The organism is Patescibacteria group bacterium, from assembly GCA_038065255.1.
In the GTDB taxonomy this organism is placed as follows: domain Bacteria; phylum Patescibacteriota; class Patescibacteriia; order JACQRZ01; family JACQRZ01; genus JBBTRI01.
This window is the reverse complement of the sequence record JBBTRI010000019.1, coordinates 46,974-66,963: the sequence shown is the minus strand read 5'-3', so window position 1 is coordinate 66,963 and position 19,990 is coordinate 46,974. Positions and strand designations below refer to the sequence as shown.

Below are 19,990 nucleotides of genomic sequence, written 5' to 3'. Positions count from 1 at the left end.
CCGAACAATAACAAGAATGTGGTTTGGTTTCATTCGGTTGGCGATCACGCTATTTGTGAGATCTGACAGTTAGTATACTTGAATTTACCGTATTCTTCAGATAGAGTAAGGAATACACATAAAAAATATATGGCAACAGTATCCGATCGGGAAAAAGAAATACTTGACTATTGGGAAAAAGAGCGCATTTTCGAGCGTTCTGTTGCTGAGCGCCCAGAAGACAGACCATATGTCTTTTATGATGGTCCGCCATTTGCGACAGGATTACCTCACTATGGGCACATTTTAAGTTCCGTCATCAAAGATGTTGTTCCTCGCTACTGGACCATGAAGGGGTATCGCGTACGCCGCCGATGGGGATGGGATTGCCATGGCCTTCCTATTGAAAACTTGATCGAAAAAAAGCTTCGCATTTCCGGGAAAAAAGAAATCACAGAACAGGGTGTGGAGCATTTCAATGAGGCATGCCGCTCGGCAGTGCTCACATATACTCAGGAATGGAAAGAAATGATCCGCCGCATTGGGCGTTGGGTGGAGTTTGATAACGCCTACAAAACCATGGATTCCTCATATATGGAATCAGTATGGTGGGCGATCAAAACCATTTGGGACAAGGGATTGATTTATGAAGGCCTGAAAGTACTCATGTACTGCCCCCATTGCGAGACGCCGGTATCCAAGGCGGAGATCGCGATGGACAACAGCTACCAAGATATTACCGAAGAAGCAGTGACAGTGGAGTTTCGCGTAAGAGGACAGGAGAATACATCAATTCTTGCATGGACGACAACCCCATGGACACTACCGGGAAATGTAGCGCTTGCGGTTGGTGAGGATATCGCCTATGTAACCGTAGAAAAAAAAGATGAAGGAGCGGGAGGTCTTGTGCGATTTATTCTTGCAAAAGAGCGGATGCAGGCAGTGTTTGGCGATGATGAATTACTAATAGTAAAAGAACAAAAAGGAAGTGAACTTGTTGGTTTGGAGTATGAACCCCTGTTTGACGTACCTGCAATACGCGAGAGCGGCAAGCGGGCCTACTGTGTTGTTGCCGGAGATTTTGTAACAACCAATGAAGGTACCGGCATAGTGCATACGGCAGTGATGTACGGCGAAGATGACTACAATCTTGGCGTCGCACTGGGGCTGCCCATGGTGCAATTGCTTAACGATCGTGCGGAATACAATGAACTTGCACCGGATTTTTTGCGCGGGATCTATATTAGGCAAGCGGAAAAAAATATAAAAAAACATCTTGAGGAGAATGGATTGCTATTTGCGCGTGAGCAGAACACTCATTCATATCCGCATTGCTGGCGCTGTGATACGCCGCTTATCTATAATGCGATTCCCGCATGGTTTATTAATATCCAAAAAATCAAATCCCGCTTAATTGAATTGAATGAAAACATTTCCTGGTATCCCGAGCATCTCAAGCATGGAAGGTTTCTGAACATTCTCCAAACAGCTCCCGATTGGAATATTTCCCGCAACAGGTATTGGGCCACACCACTGCCGTTTTGGCGTTGCACCAACACAGCATCCTGTACTGCCGTTACGTGCATTGGCAGCGTGCGCGAACTTAAAGAGCAAGCCCTTAATTTTAATGCCGTGTTTTCAACTGATATCATTGATGATATTGATCTTCACAAACATGTTGTCGATCAGATTAAGCTGAAGTGCGATCACTGCGGCGGAGTGATGGATCGCATCCCGGAAGTAATTGACTGCTGGGTTGAATCTGCATCTATGCCATTTGCGGAATTTCACTATCCGTTTGAGAATGAGGAGGTTTTCAAAAAGCGCTTTCCCGGACAGTATATTGCGGAATATATTGCACAGACACGAGCTTGGTTTTATTACATGCACGTGATATCAACCCTCCTGTTTGATAGCGTAAGTTTCCAGCACTGTGTTACGACCGGAACGATTTTGAATGAAAAAAAAGAAAAACTCTCAAAGTCAAAAATGAATTATACGGATCCGTGGGCGATCATTGAACAGTATGGCGTAGATGCACTGCGGTATTATCTCATGACGAGTGTTGTGATGGATGCCGACAATCTGTTCTTTAATGATCGCGAAGTGCGCGAGGTGTATAATAAGGTTGTGGGTATGCTTTGGAATGTCACAGAATACTACGCGCTCTATGCCAAAGAGGACACCCTCGGAGAATCGACGTTGTCATCTCACTCTCTTGATCGCTGGATTCTTTCCAAAACTCAATCTCTTGTAAAAGAAGTAACGGAGCATATGGACCACTACGCTACTGTAAAAGCAGGCAGGCCCATCCGAGCGTTCATTGATGATCTATCGACATGGTATCTTCGCCGTTCACGCGACCGCTTTAGAAGTGAAGTGGAAGGTGATGTGCGTGCTGTACGGGCAACACTTCGAGAAGTGCTTTCGGTAACAGCTCGCATTATTGCGCCGTTCATGCCGTTTTTGGCAGAGATGATTGCCAAAGAAGTTTCCCTTGGCGAGTCGGTGCATTTGGTAGCGTGGCCCGAGGTAGATGAATCACTCATTGATCTGCAGCTCGAAGAGAATATGGCTACTGTCCGCGCAACGGTGGTTGTCGCTCATTCATTGCGCGCAGAAAGTGGCATACGGCTACGTCAGCCGCTTTCGGAATTGGTGTGTACACATGATGTCCCCGCCGACCTGCTTGATATCGTCAAAGAAGAAGTGAATGTGAAGATGGTATGTATTCAAAAAGAGTTGCCGACGGGGGATGGATGGATGGCAAAACAAGATGGGGATAGAGGTATTGCGCTGAACACTGTTCTTACCGATGCACTGCACGAGGAGGGTACGTTACGCGAACTCGTGCGGGCTATTAATGCATTCCGAAAAGAGCGAGGACTCACCGTTCGTGATTTGGTAGCACTGTATGTGTCGACAGATGATATGCATATTCTTTCAGTCATTCAAAAAAATACTGATTACCTCAAAAAACATGTGCTTGCGCGAGATATTGTCGTTGAAGCACGGAGTGATGCAAGTACTGTTACCATAAACGAGAGCACTATTGCTCTTGCCCTTGTTTCATAAATACCCGCCATGCTTGCCTATATACAGGGAACAATTATATCGAAAGAAGGGCAGTCGATTATTATTGATGTTGGCGGCCTTGGGTATCGCGTTGCCGTAACGGACGCGTTCAACCATTCCCATGCGCTTGGTACTAAGATCGCATTGCACCTCCACTACCACCTGCGTGAAAATACCGCCGAACTGTATGGATTTCACGAACAGCGAGAATTGGGACTCTTTGCACAACTCCTTGCAATATCCGGCATTGGGCCGAAAACAGCGCTTGGCATTCTGAATGCATGCACTGTTGATGCAATTCATCGTGCGGTAGGCATGGGAGATGCGGGATTGCTTAAGACATTGTCAGGTATTGGATCAAAAACAGCAGAGCGCATCATTATTGAACTGAAAGGAAAACTTCATGGAATCGGACTATCGCAGAGTGCGCATACTCAAAATGATACAGATATTATTGATGCGCTTGTAAGTCTTGGATATTCCCAGATCGATGCATGCACTGCTGTGTTTGCACTCGATACTACCATAGAAGGCGTCGAAGCTCGTTTGAAAGCGGCACTCAAAACTCTTGGGAAGAGTGCAAGATAATCCCATTGTATGACAGAGCATATCAAGCCAGAAGAATGGAATGCTTTTTTTGTCCAACAGGAACACCCTCCTTTTTTGCAGAGCCATGAATGGGGTGTATTCCAAGAAAAAAGAGGATTTCGTATCATGCGGAAAATCTATGGTACCGCATCCGGAAATGCAGCAGTACAGGCCATTCGTTATCCACTTATAGGCAAATACGGATATTGGTATGCACCGTACTACCCGCTTCTTGCTAGTGAAGAGTACCAACAATTTTTTAACGACTGTTCGCATGCTGACCCTCAGTCAATTTTTGTGCGGTTTGAACCAAAAAAAACGTTGGAGCAGGCCAGTATTTTGCGAACCAAAGAGCTTACGCCGTCAACGACACTTCTTCTCTCTCTCTCGCCGGATATCTCGACACTTCTGAATCAGATGCATCCGAAAACACGGTACAATATCGGACTTGCTAGTCGAAAAGGGGTCGTCGTGCAACGAGCCCTGCCACATGATGCATCCTACCAAGACTGGTGCCAACAAGCGATCAAGCTGTTTCGTTCAACCGGCGAGAGGCAATCGTATCGCGTACAAACGGAAGACTATTATCGGTTGTTGTTTTCGTCATTTGTGCATGGAGAATCTGATCATATGCACGCATCAATCCATTTGTATTGCGCATGGTATAGCGATACAATGATCGGGGCAATTCTCGTGGTAACCTTTGGTGGCGTTGCCACATATCTCTATGGCGGCAGCGCGTCGGAGTATCGTGAAGCGATGGGCGCCTATGCGCTGCAGTGGACAGGCATTCAAGACGCCCAAAGCATGGGGTGCCATGCGTACGATTTTTGGGGGATTGCCGATACTGATGACTCAAGTCATCCTTGGAGCGGCATCACACGTTTCAAAAAAGGATTTGGAGGCATTGCCGTCAGCCGCCCCGGAACATTTGATAGTGTTACTAAGCCGCTGCAGTACCGTTTGTATAACATCCTTCGGAGAGTACGAAGGACGCTTGGCGGGGCGCAAAAGCGATAAGATACGCATCCGTCGTTCAATGGATAGGACGCGGGCCTCCGAAGCCTGAAATGCAGGTTCGATTCCTGCCGGGTGCACCAAAATCTGACTTTTTTCAATTTGACCGATTTTTTGGTTGGCGGTCTATATATTTTTTATGATATCTTGGGTGAATCAAAAAATCACAGTTAAGGATGCAGGCAAAAAAGGAGTCGGCTCTTTCGCCAATGCACCGATAGTCAAAGACGAAATTATAGTTGTTCAAGGCGGTCGGATCATGAACTATAAACACATTAAGGAATCGGACTATAAACCTTTTTGCGATCACTGTTTTCAAATAGAAGAAGGCTTTCTTATTTGTCCGATAGAGCCAATGAAGGAAAGATTAGATGGTGTCTTTCAGATCAACCACTCCTGCAATCCAATCTGCGGTTTTCGAGGGCAAGTCGTTTTGGTAGCCATGAGAGATATCCAAACTGGAGAAGAAATAACGTATGATTATGCAATGACTGATGCCAACTGGCATGATGTGACTTGTACAGAAATGGAATGTCTTTGTGGCGAAAACAATTGTAGACGCATGGTTTCTGGCGAAGATTGGAAGCGCAAGGATTTACAAGAAAAGTATAAGGGATACTTTTCAACATTTATACAACAACTTATTGAGAAAAATTAAAAATCTTCATTACCGTCAAAGAAAAAACAGAAACGAATAACCATATGCAATCAATTACGTGGGATGATTTTACAAAAATAGAATTACGAGTCGGAACAATTATTGCCGTCGAAGATTTTCCCGAAGCCAGAAAACCCGCCTACAAACTTTCCGTTGATCTTGGCGAGTTTGGCGTCAAACAATCCAGCGCTCAAATTGTGGATCTGTATACAAAAGAACAACTACATGGCAAGCAAGTGCTTTGCGTTATAAATTTTCCAAAAAAGAGAATCGGCCCTTTTGAATCCGAAGTGTTAGTAACCGGCCTTTATCGGGCGAATGGAACTGTCGTTCTGGCTGTTCCTGACCAATCAGTGCCAAATGGCGCAAAGCTCGGATAGAGCTATGCAAACTCAGTACCAACAACTTCTAGGCGGCGCATTTGATCTTGTATGCTTTGATCTTGAGACGAATGGTTTTGAGACTGATACGGCTATTGTTGAAATTGGTGCCATAAAAATAAAAGCGGGAATGCTCAATGAATTTCCTCAAGGTGCAGAAGAATTTCATTCCCTTATCGCTTTTGACGGCATTCCGAATCCCGATGCGTTTGCTGTCCATAAGATTTCTCTCGAAGTACTACAAAAGCAGGGGAGTCCTTTGCGAGATGTTCTTACGAGGTTTACTCAATTTACCGAAGGCGCGGCGTTGTTAGGGCAAAACGTTATTGCATTTGATCTTCGTATTCTTAATTTTCATCTTGCACGGCATTCGCTTGTCTTGCAGTGCCCGGCGGTATTTGATACAAAATTTCTTGCGCGCAAACTCCTGAACATCCCGTCATATAGCCTCCAATCGCTTGTGAGCCATCTCGGCGTCGATCATGCGCCAACACATCGCTCGCTTGATGACGTAATCGCAACCATTAAAGTTTTTCAAAAGCTTCTTGAAAAAAAGTATAACATTCAATAACTCCGGAAGTGTCGCACAAAGAAAAAATGTCATGCACTTTCTGTTGAAAACTGGCAAATTTCCTTATTATTTTAAGATTTATGGTGTGGATAACATGTGGATAGAAACATCATATCTGTTGATACATTAATTCCTCAAATACTAATTTTTATTATATTTATAATACTTTTCCCCTTTATTGCTTATAAATATACGGAAATTTCCTGTGTACGCCATAATGTGAATAGCGCTCTTGACAGTCTTGAGTAAAGAAGCTATGCTAGGCATACCGTAGTGGTGCTTTTAGAAGTGCGGGGAAACATTCAATTCAATGCAGTTTTTCAATACAAAGCGCCTCAATTAGTGTAGAGAGTCGATTCAGTAATCACCAAAAAGATTTTATTGGTGTTTTTTTTGTTCATTTGCGGACCCTTTGGGAAGTCATCCCACGGGCAGACACGAGGGGGAAAATAATCACTCATGAATTGCCGTAAAGACTTTTATGCACATGCCAAAAACACAACGAAAGTATTTTACCAAAGAACATGATGTTACTCCGCTTCCCGATCTTATCGAAGTCCAAAGGGATTCGTATAAGTGGTTTGTTAGCGAGGGGCTTAAGGAGCTTTTTGACGAAATTTCTCCCGTTACCGATTTTACGGGTCGTGATTTGGAGCTTTGGTTTACCGATTATTATTTTGATGACCCGAAGTTTGATGAAAAGACAAGTTTGACGCGCAATCTCACGTATGAGCGGGCGCTTTGGATCAAAACAAAGCTTGCAAACAGGAGAACAGGAGAAGAAAAAGAACAAGACATTTTCTTGGGCGATTTCCCTGTCATGACCGACCGCGGGACATTTATTGTAAATGGCGTTGAACGTGTCGTGGTATCGCAGCTGATCAGATCCGCGGGCGTTTATTTTTCTTCAACAACGTATCGCGGCCAAGAAAAGCGGTTTTATGGCGCAAAGCTTATCCCAAACCGTGGAGCATGGCTTGAATTTGAAACTGATGAAAACAATATCATTTGGGTGAAGATCGATCGAAAGCGGAAAATACCCGTTACCGCATTTTTGCGCGCTATGGGGTATGGCACGAATGAGGAGATAGAGAAAGTATTTGAAAAAATCGATGTGCATCCTGAAATGCGCTTTATCGAAACAACATTAGGGAAAGATCCTTCAATCGATGAAGAGAGCGGGCTGATAGAGGTGCATAAGCGCATTCGCCCCGGAGATCTCGCGACCCCCGATACTGCTCGCGGCTTGATCCATGATATGTTTTTCCGGTTTGATCGCTATGATTTGAGTCGTGTGGGCAGGCACAAGCTTAACCAATGTTTTAATCAGGATGTTTCTCCGAAAGAAAAGGAATTCCGAGTGCTTAGGAAAGAAGACTTGGTAAGTATTATTGCTGAAATTATCCGCTACAATGTTTCTCAGGAAGAGCCCGACGATATTGATCATTTGGGCAATCGGCGCATTCGGGGCGTTGGAGAACTTATTCAAAATAAATTTCGCATGGGGCTGGTTCGCATGCGCAGGATTATCTGTGATCGCATGAGTACGCTGGATATTACCGCAATCACCCCCACAAAACTTATCAATGCCCGTCCTGTTATTTTGGCCGTGAAGGAATTTTTCATGTCCTCGCAGCTGTCGCAATTCATGGATCAAGTGAATCCGTTATCCGAACTTGAACATAAACGGCGTATTTCCGCATTGGGACCGGGCGGTTTGAGTCGTGAACGCGCAGGTTTTGAAGTGCGCGATGTGCACTCTACGCACTATGGTCGCATTTGCCCGATTGCAACGCCGGAAGGTCCGAATATCGGCCTCGTGGGACACTTAGCGTCCTATGCGCGCATTAATGAATACGGATTTATCGAAACGCCATTTAGAAAAGTAGTGATAGAAAAAGATGGGCGCGCACGCGTCACTGACGATATTGTATACATGGATGCATTTACCGAAGAAAAACACATTACAACTGCAGCCACGACGCTCTTAGATGAAAAGGGATATTTTCTTTCTGAAAAAGCCGAAGTGCGCAAATTTGGCCAACCGGCAATGGAAGACAGCGCATCAGTCGAATATATGGATGTCGCTCCTAATCAAATTGTAAGCGTATCAACATCATCTATCCCGTTTCTTGAACATGATGACGCATCACGTGCTTTGATGGGTTCGAATATGCAACGCCAAGCCGTGCCGTTGGTCCGTCCGCAATCTCCTGTTGTTGGTACCGGCATTGAAGGCCGCTCGGCATATGATTCCGGCCGTATGATTATTTCCGAAGATGACGGAGTGGTTGTGGGTGTGGAGGCAGATCAGATTAATGTGCAGACGAAGGATGGAGAAGTAAAAAGCTATTCACTGCAGAAGTTCCAGCGCTCGAATGCTTCGACATGCTTAAATCAAAAACCAATTGTTTCGCTTGGCGATTCAGTAAAGGCCGGAGCGGTGCTTGCAGATGGGCCGGCAACGGAACTGGGAGAGCTTGCGCTGGGACAAAATGTGACTGTGGCATTCATGTCGTGGGAACTTGGCAGCTATGAAGATGCTATTTTGATCAACGAACGCCTTGTGCATAATGATCGGTACACGTCCATTCATATTGAACATTACCCCCTCGCAGTGCGCGACACAAAGTTGGGACCGGAAATTATTACTCGCGACATTCCGAATGTGAGCGAAGAGAAATTGAAAGACCTCGATGAAGACGGCATTATTCGTATTGGTGCCGAAGTAAAGTCGGGTGATATTTTGGTAGGCAAGATCACGCCAAAAGGAGAAACAGAACTCTCTCCTGAAGAAAAACTTCTCCGCGCGATTTTCGGCGAAAAAGCAAAAGACATACGTGATTCTTCTCTGTATATGGAGCACGGCGAACACGGCAAAGTTATTGATATAAAGATTTTTTCACGTGACAATGGCGACAAGCTTCCTTCTGGAGTTATTAAAAACGTACAGGTGACGGTTGCACATTTGCGCAAAATCCAAGTCGGCGACAAAATGGCAGGTCGTCATGGCAACAAAGGCGTTATTTCTCGCGTGGTAGCGGCAGAGGATATGCCATTTATGGAAGATGGCAGGCCGGTGGATATAGTATTGAGTCTTTTGGGTGTTATTTCTCGTATGAATCTTGGACAGCTGCTCGAGACTCACTTGGGCATGGCTGCACATAAACTTAATATCAAAGTTGCAACACCGGCGCTTGATGGCATTCCCGAAGAAAAGATCAAAGATTTGCTGGCTCAAGCAGGCTATGCTGTGGATGGGAAGCACCAGCTCTATGATGGCCGTACCGGCGAACCATTCCGCTTGCGCACCGTTGTGGGATGCATGTATATGATGAAGCTCATCCATATGGTTGAAGATAAAATCCATCAACGCTCGATTGGGCCCTATTCGCTTATTACCCAGCAGCCATTGGGTGGTAAGGCGCAATCCGGTGGCCAGCGTTTCGGTGAAATGGAAGTATGGGCATTGGAGGCATATGGCGCAGCACATACTCTGCAGGAAATATTAACAATCAAATCGGACGACGTGTCGGGCCGTTCGAAAGCATACGAAGCAATCATCAAGGGCGAGCCTATCCAAAAACTCAATGTCCCCGAAGCATTCAACGTGCTCGTGAGGGAGTTGAAAGGTCTCTGTCTTGATGTTGAACTTATGCGCGAGAAAGATAAAGATTCAAAGCGAAAGTAACACGTATGGCATACGACGAAAAAAAAGATTCAATCCACTCATTTGAAGATTTCGATGCAATCCGCCTGAAGCTTGCTTCTGCGGATGATATTGCACGATGGTCCTATGGCGAAGTAACACGCCCCGAGACTATCAATTACCGCACCCAGCGTCCGGAAAAAGACGGTCTTTTTTCAGAGCGCATTTTTGGCCCGACAAAAGATTGGGAATGTTATTGCGGTAAGTACAAAAAAATTCGCTATAAAGGAATCATTTGCGACAAATGCGGCGTAGAAGTCACGCGTTCCATTGTTCGCAGAGAACGCATGGGTAATATTGATTTGGCAGCGCCCGTTTCGCATATTTGGTTTTTGCGTGGCGTGCCTTCCAAAATCGGCATGTTGCTCGATATGTCTGTGCAGAATCTGGAAAAAGTCCTCTACTTCGCAAGTTTTGTCGTGATCAGCGTTGATGAACAGATTAAGGCCGATACGACTCAGCAACTCCGCGATGAAGGAAAATCAAAAAGGAAATCTATCGATCAAGATATTAATCGCCGCGGAAATGAACTGCGTAGCAAGCTCGAGACAGCTCAGAATGCAGCAGAAAAAAAGGATATCGAAAAACAATTGACTGCTCTGGAGAAGGAAAAGGTGGAAAGTATGGGAAAGATTGATGATGCGCTTCGGTCGGCAGAAGAAGATCTTAAGCAGCTCAAGCCATTACGCATTATGAGCGATATTTCCTATCGCGATCTTTCGATGAAATACGGCCACCTCTTTGAAGCAAATATCGGTGCGGAGGCCATTACGACACTCCTGTCTAAAATCGATCTGAAGGCACTGCATAAACAACTTCTTAAAGAAATTGAAGAAACCCAAGGGCTGAAGTATGAAAAACTTGTCCGTCGCGCAAAGCTTGTGAAAAGTTTTATGCATAATGGTATCAAGCCCGAAAGCATGGTGCTTTCTCGCATTCCCGTTATTCCACCCGACCTTCGTCCGATGGTTGCGCTCGATGGCGGCCGCTTTGCCACATCCGATTTGAACGACCTCTATCGTCGTGTTATTAATAGAAATAATCGCTTAAAACAACTCGTTGAACTTAAAGCTCCCGAAGTAATCTGTCGCAATGAAAAGCGCATGCTTCAGGAGGCAGTGGACGCACTTATTGATAATTCTGCGCGGCATGGCAAAACCGTCATGGCTTCCACGGGGCAGAAGCGGCAGCTTAAGAGTCTTGCAGACATGCTGAAAGGGAAGCGCGGACGCTTCCGTCAGAATCTGCTCGGTAAGCGCATCGATTATTCCGGTCGAAGTGTTATTGTCGTCGGTCCTTCGCTTAAAATCCATCAATGCGGATTGCCAAAAACTATGGCACTGGATCTTTTTAAGCCATTTGTCATGGGGCAGCTTATTAGCAGGGGATATGTATACAATGTCAGAAGCGCTTCAAGATTTATTGAGTCAGGCCGCGATGAAGTATGGGATATTCTGGAAGATATTGTTCGTGATTCCTATGTACTCCTCAATCGCGCACCAACATTGCACCGTCTAGGCATTCAAGCATTCAAACCTATTCTTATTGAAGGCAAGGCTATTCAGATTCACCCGCTCGTTTGTCCGGCGTTTAATGCAGACTTTGACGGTGATCAAATGGCTGTCCACGTGCCACTTTCGGCTGAGGCGCGAGAAGAGGCGGAAACGCTCATGCTTGCAAGCCGCAACTTGCTTAAACCTGCAACAGGAGATCCGATTGCAATGCCAAATCAAGACATCGTTCTTGGCGCATTCCATATGACGTACATGGATGAAGATGAAGAAGCGCGGAGCGAGGGTATTAAGACATTCGCATCTGAAACAGAAGGCATTACGGCATATTTACTGAAAATGATCACATTGCAAGAAAAGATTTTTGTGCGGCCCACTGCAACACTGTCTGAAAAACTCACCCCTCAAGATCGTGAGAAGAAGCGTATTGAAACAACAATCGGACGCATATTGTTTAATGCCAGCTTGCCGCCGGAAATCCCGTTTTACAACACATCGCTTGAAAAGAAAAAGCTTAGCGAAATTGTTCTATTATCGCTTGAGCGATGCGGCATGGTGCGCACGGCGCAACTCCTGGACCACATTAAAGAAATTTGCACCAAATACTTGACAGAATCGGGCATGTCGTTTGGTATGGCGGACATTCCGACGCTGCCTGAAAAGCCTGCATTGATTCGTGATGCGGAAAAGCGCATTGATGACGTGCAAAACCAATATGATATGGGCTTGCTGACGTCCCAGGAACGCAAGAGTCGCGTCATTACTATTTGGACAGAAGTGCGTGATAAAATTGCAAAGATGAGTGAAGCGGCTCTCGACCGAAAGGGCTCAACGTATTCCATTATCAGATCCGGGGCGCGCGGCAGTTGGACGCAGTTGAATCAAGTCGTCGGTATGAAGGGCTTGGTGGCAAACCCGGCGGGAGAAATTATCGAACTTGCCATAAAAAGCAGTTTTAAAGAAGGACTTGATGTGTTGGAATTTTTCATTTCAACTCACGGAGCGCGTAAAGGTTTGGCAGATACTGCACTTCGCACATCAAGCGCAGGATACCTCACGCGCCGTTTGGTGGATGTGGCGCAGGATATTGTGGTGACAGAAGAGGATTGCGGTGATCGAACTGGCTTTACGATGACAAAAAAAGATATTGGACATGATGGGGATTTTGGCGAACGGGTTATCGGACGCACTATTGCGCAAGACGTGCTTTCAGCGAAGAAAAAAGTTGTCCTCAAGTCAGGTGAGCTCGTTACGAAATTAAATCAACACGTCTTTCGTGATGAAGAGGTTGAATCAGTCGCAATCCGTTCCCTTCTTACATGTACTACGCTCGATGGCATTTGCAGACAGTGCTACGGCATAGACCTTGCATATAACGAAATGGTAAAAGAAGGCACAGCTGTTGGTATTATCGCTGCGCAGAGTTTGGGTGAACCGGGTACACAGCTGACTATGAGAACGTTTCATACGGGAGGTGTGGCGCAAGCAGATATCACTCAAGGGCTGCCTCGCGTTGAAGAGCTTTTTGAAGCGCGGCCGCCAAAGAATAAGGCACTCATTGCCGAAGTAGGAGGCAAGGCATCGATTCATGAGCGCGCTCGATCTACTGTTGATGCCCAAGGAAAAGAACTGCTCCGTACTGCAGAAGGAAAAAAGATTATTTCCATTGAGTTTGATGATATCGAAGAAGATGTGTATCGTTTTTCTCCAAAAAAGAAAACAGAGAGCATTCTTGACGATGTCCAAAACCGTCCAAAGAAGAAAAAGGGAACCCTTGAATTAAAAACGGAAGACGGTGCGCATGTGAAGAGCGGCGATATTCTTTTTGTCAGTGCAGAGGGAATTGAGGTGAAATCGCGGCGGGATGGTAAGGCAAAGATTGAAAAACTTTCTGTAAAGGTGCAAGTGCCGGTCAGAAGCGAAAAAGAATATATTGTTCCTGCGGGCGCATTTATCATCATTAAAGACGGCGATACTATTGAGCCTGGTGATGCGCTTACCGAAGGAGATCTTGATCTGCAAATTATATTTAAGTTCAAAGGCAAGGAGGCAACCCAGAAATACATTATCAATGAGATTCAGCATATTTATTCGTCACAGGGGCAAAAGATCAACGACAAACATATCGAAGCGATCGTGCGCCAGCTTTTCTCGCGCATCTATGTGACTGATTCTGCGGAAACTGATCTTATTGCAGGCGAGGTTGTAGAGCGGGGAGAGTTTATTGAATCGAATCTTATTGCAAAAAAAGCAGATAAACAGGAAGCAAAAGGACGCGAGCTGTTGATGGGAATTACGAAGGCGTCACTTTCAACGCGCAGCTGGCTTTCTGCCGCATCTTTCCAGGAAACAGCACGCGTATTGATCAATGCCGCGGTGACCGGCAAGGCGGATTATCTGCGAGGCCTCAAAGAGAATGTAATTATTGGAAGACTTATTCCTGTCGGAACAGGATACGAGGAGAGGAAACGTCGGAGAGATATAAAAACCAACATAGTTTAGGGTGTTGTAAGCGAGGGAATTGATGGAGTGCAGCCTTGTCTGTTGGGATGCAAGCGGGTATACTGAATAGTATCTTCATAGATGGTATAGCCATGAAAAAAGGAGGAAAACAAGCTCGCTCACCGAGTGGTACGGCGCGCGCATTAGGAATCATGCTGCGACGCGTTTTTTCGTTTGAATACATCCCTCACCATATACGGCAAGGCATCGGAATTATGTTTCTATTTGTGCTCGCAGGACTCTCTGCGCTCAGCCTTTTTGGTTTGGCTGGAAGATTTGGAGAATGGATAGCGGAAGGGTTGTCGGTGCTCTTTGGTTTTACAAAATATTTATTCCCCTTCATTGTGTGTGCTCTGGCGCTTACACAGTTTTCCCATGATTCAAAAGAAGAGTCTGTGCATCCGCTTATCTATGCTACGAGTGTTGTTTTTTTTCTTCTGTCATTCACGGCGTTTTGGCATCTTCATTTTCCAATAGAGCAGAGTTGGCAAGCAGCGCTTGAAGGGCAGGGCGGCGGTGTAGCTGGATATTTTCTTTCGTACTCGTTATCAAATATTATCGGATTTTGGGGCGCGCTTCTGGTGTTGAGCGCCCTCTTTATCAGTTCATGCCTTATTCTTCTCAACACGTCGTTGAAGAATTTTTTTGTTCAGATTCGGGAGGTGTGTAGTGGGATCGTACAGCAATTGCAAACACGACGAATTCCTACGCAGGCTTCTATTCGGTTTGATCCTCTCCACAATGAAGAGGAAGATCAAGAAGAGCTTATTGAATTTTCAAAAAAACAAACTCCGCTAGAGGAAGAAAAAGAACAAATTCGAATTCCTGCCGTTCACCAAGAAGAACACGGAGAAAAAATGGAAGTGCGCAAACTGCCCAAGAAAAAAATTCCCATCCATCTTTCGCTTGATTTGCTTTCCAATAAAGTGCTGCAGCCTACAAGTGGTGACGTGAAGGCAAATAGGCTTGTTATCCAAAAAACGCTGGAAAATTTTGGCATTCCCGTTGAGATGGGAGAGGTGAATGTCGGACCCACTGTGACGCAGTTTACGTTTAAGCCGGCAGAGGGGATTAAACTCTCATCGATTACAGGCTTACACAACGATCTTGCACTTGCGCTTGCAGCGCATCCTATTCGTATCGAGGCGCCTATTCCCGGCAAAGCGCTTGTGGGAATTGAGGTGCCGAATCAGCGCGTAGCGTTGGTGACGTTGCGCCAACTTCTTGAATCTGATGAATTCAAAGCGCGCAAGTCTTCTATGATGGTTGCTCTTGGCAAGGATGTCAGTGGAGCGTCGCGCGTTGCTCATCTTGCATCTATGCCACATCTCCTGATCGCCGGTTCAACAGGTTCGGGAAAAACCGTTTGCATCAATGCGATTATTATGAGCCTCCTGTTTCAAAATGGACCCGACGACCTTCGTTTTATTATGATCGATCCGAAACGAGTGGAGCTGCCATGCTATAACAATATTCCCCATTTACTTACTCCTGTTATTACGGATGTAAAAAAGACCATCAATGCATTGAAATGGACAATTGGCGAAATGGAGCGGCGGTTTGATACTCTTTCGAAGGCAAGCAAGCGGGATATCGGATCGTACAATAAAACAACCGAAGAAAAGCTCCCCTATATTGTTGTTGTCATCGACGAGTTGGCGGATATCATGGTAACATCTGGGCCGGAAGCGGAAAATCTTATTATCCGATTGGCGCAAATGGCGCGCGCTGTCGGCATTCATCTTATTCTCGCAACACAACGCCCATCCGTGGATGTCATTACGGGTTTAATTAAAGCGAACATCACCTCACGCATTGCATTTGCTGTTGCATCACAGATGGACTCGCGTACGATTTTAGACACTTCAGGCGCAGAGAAGTTGATTGGCCGCGGAGATATGCTGTACATTTCCTCTGATCTTTCGAGGCCCGTACGGTTGCAGGGTGCATATGTATCTGATGATGAAATTGAGCGCGTCGTTGCTGCACTCAAAGAACAGGGAGAGCCTACCTATGAAGAAGGGGTTACCGAACGCAATGGAAGCGGCTCATTTGGAAACGGATCCGATGATGACGATGATGAGTTGTTAGGCGAAGCAACAGAGATTATTATGCAGGCACATAAGGCATCTGCATCTCTTTTACAGCGAAGACTTCGGATTGGCTATGCGCGTGCCGCGCGCATACTTGATCTTTTGGAGGCAAAAGGGATTATTGGTCCTGGAGATGGAGCAAAACCACGAGAGGTACTTGTTCGCGACCTAGATGACGTAGATATCCGCTCAACATCGCCATTAACCCATCAAAACGGTAATCCACTTGATGAAGACGAAGAAATCACGTAAGGTGATCAGCGAGACACTCCTATGATTCCATTTAAGGCATCACAAGCGACAGTTCCCATGACCATCGGTGATTGTTTGCGTTCGCGCCGGCGCGAGCACAAGCTTTCCGTACGAGGTATTTCTCAAGCTCTTTTGATCCCAGTCAAACATATTCTCCATATGGAGAATGACCAATTTTCCGCAATTTCAGAAAAACTCTATCAAGAGCTTTTTCTTAAGTCGTATGCCACATATCTCGGATTGGAATGGAGTACCGTGAAAGCTCAGTATGATGTGCAGTGCAGCGCCTATTCCCAACAGAGGATGACTTCGAATACCCGATCGATGCGCCCGGTATGCGCTCGCCAACTCATTGTTGCTCCTCAGCTTATTAAGACGATTTCCCTATCATTGGTTGTGTGCGGTTGTTTTGCATACCTGCTTTTTTTGGGATACCGCGCAGTGAGTCCACCCCCGCTGGCTATTGTACGACCCGCACAGGATGAAATAAGTGCAACAGGGCGTGTGGTTGTGCAGGGGGTAACAAGCGAGCATGCTCGAGTAACCATCAACGGAGAACAGGTTGCCACAGCACCTGATGGGAGATTCGAGCAGGATGTTACTTTGTCAGAGGGGACGAATATCATAACGATCGGAGCTTCAAAAAAATACAGCAAACAACGAAGCGAAGAAAGAAGAGTTATGTATCGGCGCGAGCATGCGCTGCGCATGGGCCCATTCACCTCAAATTAACAATAAAAACATATGACAAAACAACAAGACACGACACTATCAGACAAAGCGCGCAGTAATGCCATAAAGGAAGCTCTCGAACAGATTCGCGACCGCTTTGGCGATGGCTCGATCATGAAACTTGGTGAAGCAAAAAAAATGAATGTTGATGTGATTTCATCAGGTTGTCTGAGTATTGATATTGCTCTGGGAGTCGGCGGTTTTCCTCGGGGGCGTGTCATAGAAATTTATGGACCAGAGTCATCGGGCAAGACAACGCTTGCACAACACGCAATCGCTGAAATACAAAAACAGGGAGGACTCGCAGCATTTGTGGATGCAGAACATGCGCTTGATCCTGAATATGCCCGCAAGATTGGCATTAATATTAATGATTTATTTATCTCACAGCCGGATAATGGAGAGCAGGCATTGGAGATTGTAGAGACGCTTGTGCGGTCAAACGCTATCGATATTATTGTTGTGGATTCAGTCGCAGCTCTCACGCCCAAAGCGGAAATCGAAGGCGATATGGGAGATTCACATATGGGTCTTCACGCGCGACTTATGAGTCAGGCGCTTCGCAAACTCACGGCAATCATTTCCAAAACTAAGACAACCGTTATTTTTATCAATCAAACACGCATGAAGATCGGCATCGTGTTTGGTAACCCTGAAACAACGACCGGGGGTACCGCGTTGAAGTTTTATTCTTCAGTTCGTATTGAAATACGAAAAACCGCACAACTCAAACAGGGCGATCGCATGATTGGCAATCGTACAAAAGCAAAAATTGTAAAAAATAAAGTTGCGCCGCCTTTTCAAATCGCAGAGTTCGATATTATGTACAACGAAGGCATTTCGCTTTCCGGCGATGTGCTAGAGACCGGAGTTGTACATGGCGTTGTAAATAAAATGGGTAATTCATACAGCTATCGCGATGAAAAAATCGGCGTAGGCCGCGAGAGTGCCAAGCAGTATCTTGCAACTCGCAAAGACCTCATTGAGATGATCCGCCAGGAGGTACTTGCGAAATTCCGCCAGGGAGACGGTGACGCTAGTGTTGTTGGCGCATTATCCGATTCCGACAGTGACGAGACGGCAGACTCAGTTGCGTAAGGATTTTTACACTCGCTCGACGTAGGAAACCGTTTCCGTATTGATACGAATAGTATCACCCTCTTTGATAAAAAGAGGCGTTGCGATTGAAAGCCCTGTTTCGAGCTCTACTTGTTTTGTCACATTACCTGCCGTATCACCCTTGATTGCCGGTGGGGCTGATGTTACTTTGAGGTCAATTTTTGGAGGAAGGCTGATGGAGATGGGGTTTCCATTGAAGTATACAACATCCACCTGCGTACCTTCTTTCAGAAGGAGTGCGCGATTGCCAAGCATATCTGTACTGATTGTAAACTGATCAAAATCCGATGTGTCCATAAAATACACCCCACTCGGATCGGTATAGAGATAGTCTGCTTTTCGTTTTTCCAAATCAGGCTCTTCGAGGCGTTCTCCCGCCTTGAAGCTGTATTCCACAACCTTGCCGGTGATAAGGTTTTTAAGTTTTGTCTGCATGACCGGCTGGCGCTGCTGCATGCGCACGAAATTCGCCGTCATTACCTGGTACGGTTCGTTATTGAAAAGGATGTATGCCCCAACCTTAATTGAATTGAGAGAATCGAGTGGTGCCATTTCGCCTCCTATTTTTATTGTATGACAAAAGGCAGTAATGCCATGATACGTGCACGCTTAATAGCAACAGCCAATTTGCGCTGATGTGTTGCGCATACTCCATTTCTGCGGCGCGGAGAAATTTTTCCGTAGGATGAAATAAAGCGTCGCAGTACGGCAACATCTTTGTAATCAATTGGTGTTGTCGGATGAATGCAAAAATAACATGCTTTCTTTTTTCGCTGGATCATAGGTTAGAATGGTATTTCTTCAATAGTTGTTTCTTCTTGCTCTCCTTTTTGAGATTGTTCAGGTGACGGACCTTCATAAGCGTTTTGCTGGAATCGGCTCTGGTCTCCGCCCTGTTTTGAATCGAGGATAATCATATTTTCGGCAACCACTTCGGTGCTATAGCGCCTCGCGCCGTCTTGCCCTACCCAGTCCCGCGTCTGCAATCTTCCCTCAACGTAGGCGCGCCGTCCTTTTGCAAGATACTGGCTGCATATTTCTGCGAGCTTACCCCATGCAACAATATTATGAAACTCTGCCCGATCTTGTTTCTGTCCTTGCGCATCGGTAAATACGCGATTGGTAGCAACACTGAAACTAGTAACATTTTGTCCGCTCGGCGTTGAACGCAATTCCGGATTTTTTGTGAGTCTGCCTATGAGCATGACTTTATTGAGATCCATAGACTATCTGGTTAAAAAATATCATTATTAATGATCTCGTCGAGTCTTTTGTCCAACTCTTCATAGCTCAGTTTTGTTTGTTTTTTCCGATCTTTTGGCGCGGTAGCTGCATCAGATTGCTCTGGCTCCGATGCTTTTATGGGGGTCTCTTCTTGAGGTTCTGTCTTGAGCGTGACAGTGGGAATTGGTTCTGTTTCTGGGGGTTGAGCAATCTCATGAGAAGATTCGACCACGGGTGTTTCCGGCAGTACAGGAGCGCTTACCGGTTGAGTTTGTTGTGTATGACTAATAATCGGTTGTTCTGAGAGTGATTCCGGTTGTACTTCTTCCATTGCCGGCAGAGCGTCGAATGCCTGCTTCCGTTCAATAACAGGAGGTTTTCCAACAGTCTTTTTGACAGCAAGAGAGTGGCGTAATACGCTATTCATAAGCGAAAGCTCTCGTTCGATTGCGGATATGGCGGTATGCTCGGCCTCAAATTCAGCAAGAAAATAGTATCCGTAGGTATGGGTATCAATGGGGTACGCAAGCCTTTTTCTGTCGAGATGATGCGCAAAATGGACCGTTGAAGCATTGTTTTT

Annotated in this window: 15 protein-coding genes and 1 tRNA gene; 12 read left to right on the top strand and 4 right to left on the bottom strand. The window is 45.7% G+C overall.

Going from position 1 to position 19,990, the window contains the following annotated elements; all coding sequences use genetic code 11:
- The first annotated feature begins 129 nt into the window (after window positions 1–129).
- The 12 genes from ileS to recA all read left to right on the top strand — a co-directional run bounded on the left by ileS (window position 130) and on the right by recA (window position 18,165).
- Window positions 130–3,054 carry an isoleucine--tRNA ligase gene (gene ileS / locus AAB400_04695; protein ID MEK7649176.1) on the top strand — a complete coding sequence of 975 codons (2,925 nt, stop codon included), beginning with the start codon at window positions 130–132 and terminating at the stop codon, window positions 3,052–3,054.
- Between the two features lie 9 nt (window positions 3,055–3,063).
- Entirely contained in the window at window positions 3,064–3,642 is a 579-nt protein-coding gene (gene ruvA / locus AAB400_04690) for a Holliday junction branch migration protein RuvA (GenBank protein MEK7649175.1), read from the top strand.
- Window positions 3,643–3,651: 9 nt separating this feature from the next.
- Window positions 3,652–4,662, top strand: a complete 1,011-nt coding sequence (locus tag AAB400_04685; protein ID MEK7649174.1) for a peptidoglycan bridge formation glycyltransferase FemA/FemB family protein — start codon at window positions 3,652–3,654, stop codon at window positions 4,660–4,662.
- A 5-nt stretch (window positions 4,663–4,667) separates the two neighbouring features.
- Window positions 4,668–4,742, top strand: a tRNA-Arg gene (locus AAB400_04680).
- A gap of 68 nt (window positions 4,743–4,810) precedes the next feature.
- Window positions 4,811–5,317, top strand: coding sequence for an SET domain-containing protein-lysine N-methyltransferase (locus AAB400_04675; GenBank protein MEK7649173.1), 507 nt, complete (start codon window positions 4,811–4,813; stop codon window positions 5,315–5,317).
- Window positions 5,318–5,361: 44 nt separating this feature from the next.
- Complete coding sequence (locus tag AAB400_04670; protein ID MEK7649172.1) at window positions 5,362–5,697, top strand: tRNA-binding protein; 336 nt, start codon at window positions 5,362–5,364, stop codon at window positions 5,695–5,697.
- Window positions 5,698–5,701: 4 nt separating this feature from the next.
- Window positions 5,702–6,268, top strand: a complete 567-nt coding sequence (locus AAB400_04665) for a 3'-5' exonuclease (GenBank protein ID MEK7649171.1) — start codon at window positions 5,702–5,704, stop codon at window positions 6,266–6,268.
- A gap of 481 nt (window positions 6,269–6,749) precedes the next feature.
- Window positions 6,750–9,959 carry a DNA-directed RNA polymerase subunit beta gene (gene rpoB, locus AAB400_04660; GenBank protein MEK7649170.1) on the top strand — a complete coding sequence of 1,070 codons (3,210 nt, stop codon included), beginning with the start codon at window positions 6,750–6,752 and terminating at the stop codon, window positions 9,957–9,959.
- 5 nt (window positions 9,960–9,964) lie between these two features.
- Window positions 9,965–13,990, top strand: coding sequence for a DNA-directed RNA polymerase subunit beta' (gene rpoC, locus AAB400_04655; GenBank protein ID MEK7649169.1), 4,026 nt, complete (start codon window positions 9,965–9,967; stop codon window positions 13,988–13,990).
- A 92-nt stretch (window positions 13,991–14,082) separates the two neighbouring features.
- Entirely contained in the window at window positions 14,083–16,335 is a 2,253-nt protein-coding gene (locus tag AAB400_04650; protein ID MEK7649168.1) for a DNA translocase FtsK 4TM domain-containing protein, read from the top strand.
- A 21-nt stretch (window positions 16,336–16,356) separates the two neighbouring features.
- Window positions 16,357–17,067, top strand: a complete 711-nt coding sequence (locus AAB400_04645) for a helix-turn-helix domain-containing protein (GenBank protein MEK7649167.1) — start codon at window positions 16,357–16,359, stop codon at window positions 17,065–17,067.
- 12 nt (window positions 17,068–17,079) lie between these two features.
- The gene (recA, locus tag AAB400_04640; GenBank protein MEK7649166.1) at window positions 17,080–18,165 is read left to right on the top strand and encodes a recombinase RecA; all 1,086 of its coding nucleotides are present in this window, start codon (window positions 17,080–17,082) and stop codon (window positions 18,163–18,165) included.
- Between the two features lie 6 nt (window positions 18,166–18,171).
- Here recA and efp read toward each other — a convergent pair whose 3' ends face one another.
- The 4 genes from efp to AAB400_04620 all read right to left on the bottom strand — a co-directional run.
- Window positions 18,172–18,738, bottom strand: a complete 567-nt coding sequence (gene efp / locus AAB400_04635) for an elongation factor P (protein MEK7649165.1) — start codon at window positions 18,736–18,738, stop codon at window positions 18,172–18,174.
- A gap of 14 nt (window positions 18,739–18,752) precedes the next feature.
- On the bottom strand, window positions 18,753–18,968 hold the full coding sequence (rpsR, locus tag AAB400_04630) for a 30S ribosomal protein S18 (protein MEK7649164.1): 216 nt from the start codon (window positions 18,966–18,968) through the stop codon (window positions 18,753–18,755).
- 3 nt (window positions 18,969–18,971) lie between these two features.
- Window positions 18,972–19,409, bottom strand: coding sequence for a single-stranded DNA-binding protein (locus tag AAB400_04625; GenBank protein ID MEK7649163.1), 438 nt, complete (start codon window positions 19,407–19,409; stop codon window positions 18,972–18,974).
- 11 nt (window positions 19,410–19,420) lie between these two features.
- Window positions 19,421–19,990 (bottom strand): 30S ribosomal protein S6 (locus AAB400_04620; GenBank protein ID MEK7649162.1); only part of this gene is annotated, 570 nt, incomplete at its 5' end.

Excerpts from the sequence above, each read along its gene's own strand:
- rpoC (MEK7649169.1), top strand. The coding sequence starts at position 9,965 with ATGGCATACGACGAAAAAAAAGATTCAATCCACTCATTTGAAGATTTC.
- AAB400_04625 (MEK7649163.1), bottom strand. The coding sequence starts at position 19,409 with ATGGATCTCAATAAAGTCATGCTCATAGGCAGACTCACAAAAAATCCG.
- AAB400_04650 (MEK7649168.1), top strand. The coding sequence starts at position 14,083 with ATGAAAAAAGGAGGAAAACAAGCTCGCTCACCGAGTGGTACGGCGCGC.
- ileS (MEK7649176.1), top strand. The coding sequence starts at position 130 with ATGGCAACAGTATCCGATCGGGAAAAAGAAATACTTGACTATTGGGAA.
- ruvA (MEK7649175.1), top strand. The coding sequence starts at position 3,064 with ATGCTTGCCTATATACAGGGAACAATTATATCGAAAGAAGGGCAGTCG.
- rpsR (MEK7649164.1), bottom strand. The coding sequence starts at position 18,968 with ATGATCCAGCGAAAAAAGAAAGCATGTTATTTTTGCATTCATCCGACA.
- efp (MEK7649165.1), bottom strand. The coding sequence starts at position 18,738 with ATGGCACCACTCGATTCTCTCAATTCAATTAAGGTTGGGGCATACATC.
- rpoB (MEK7649170.1), top strand. The coding sequence starts at position 6,750 with ATGCACATGCCAAAAACACAACGAAAGTATTTTACCAAAGAACATGAT.
- AAB400_04645 (MEK7649167.1), top strand. The coding sequence starts at position 16,357 with ATGATTCCATTTAAGGCATCACAAGCGACAGTTCCCATGACCATCGGT.
- recA (MEK7649166.1), top strand. The coding sequence starts at position 17,080 with ATGACAAAACAACAAGACACGACACTATCAGACAAAGCGCGCAGTAAT.
- AAB400_04670 (MEK7649172.1), top strand. The coding sequence starts at position 5,362 with ATGCAATCAATTACGTGGGATGATTTTACAAAAATAGAATTACGAGTC.
- AAB400_04665 (MEK7649171.1), top strand. The coding sequence starts at position 5,702 with ATGCAAACTCAGTACCAACAACTTCTAGGCGGCGCATTTGATCTTGTA.
- AAB400_04685 (MEK7649174.1), top strand. The coding sequence starts at position 3,652 with ATGACAGAGCATATCAAGCCAGAAGAATGGAATGCTTTTTTTGTCCAA.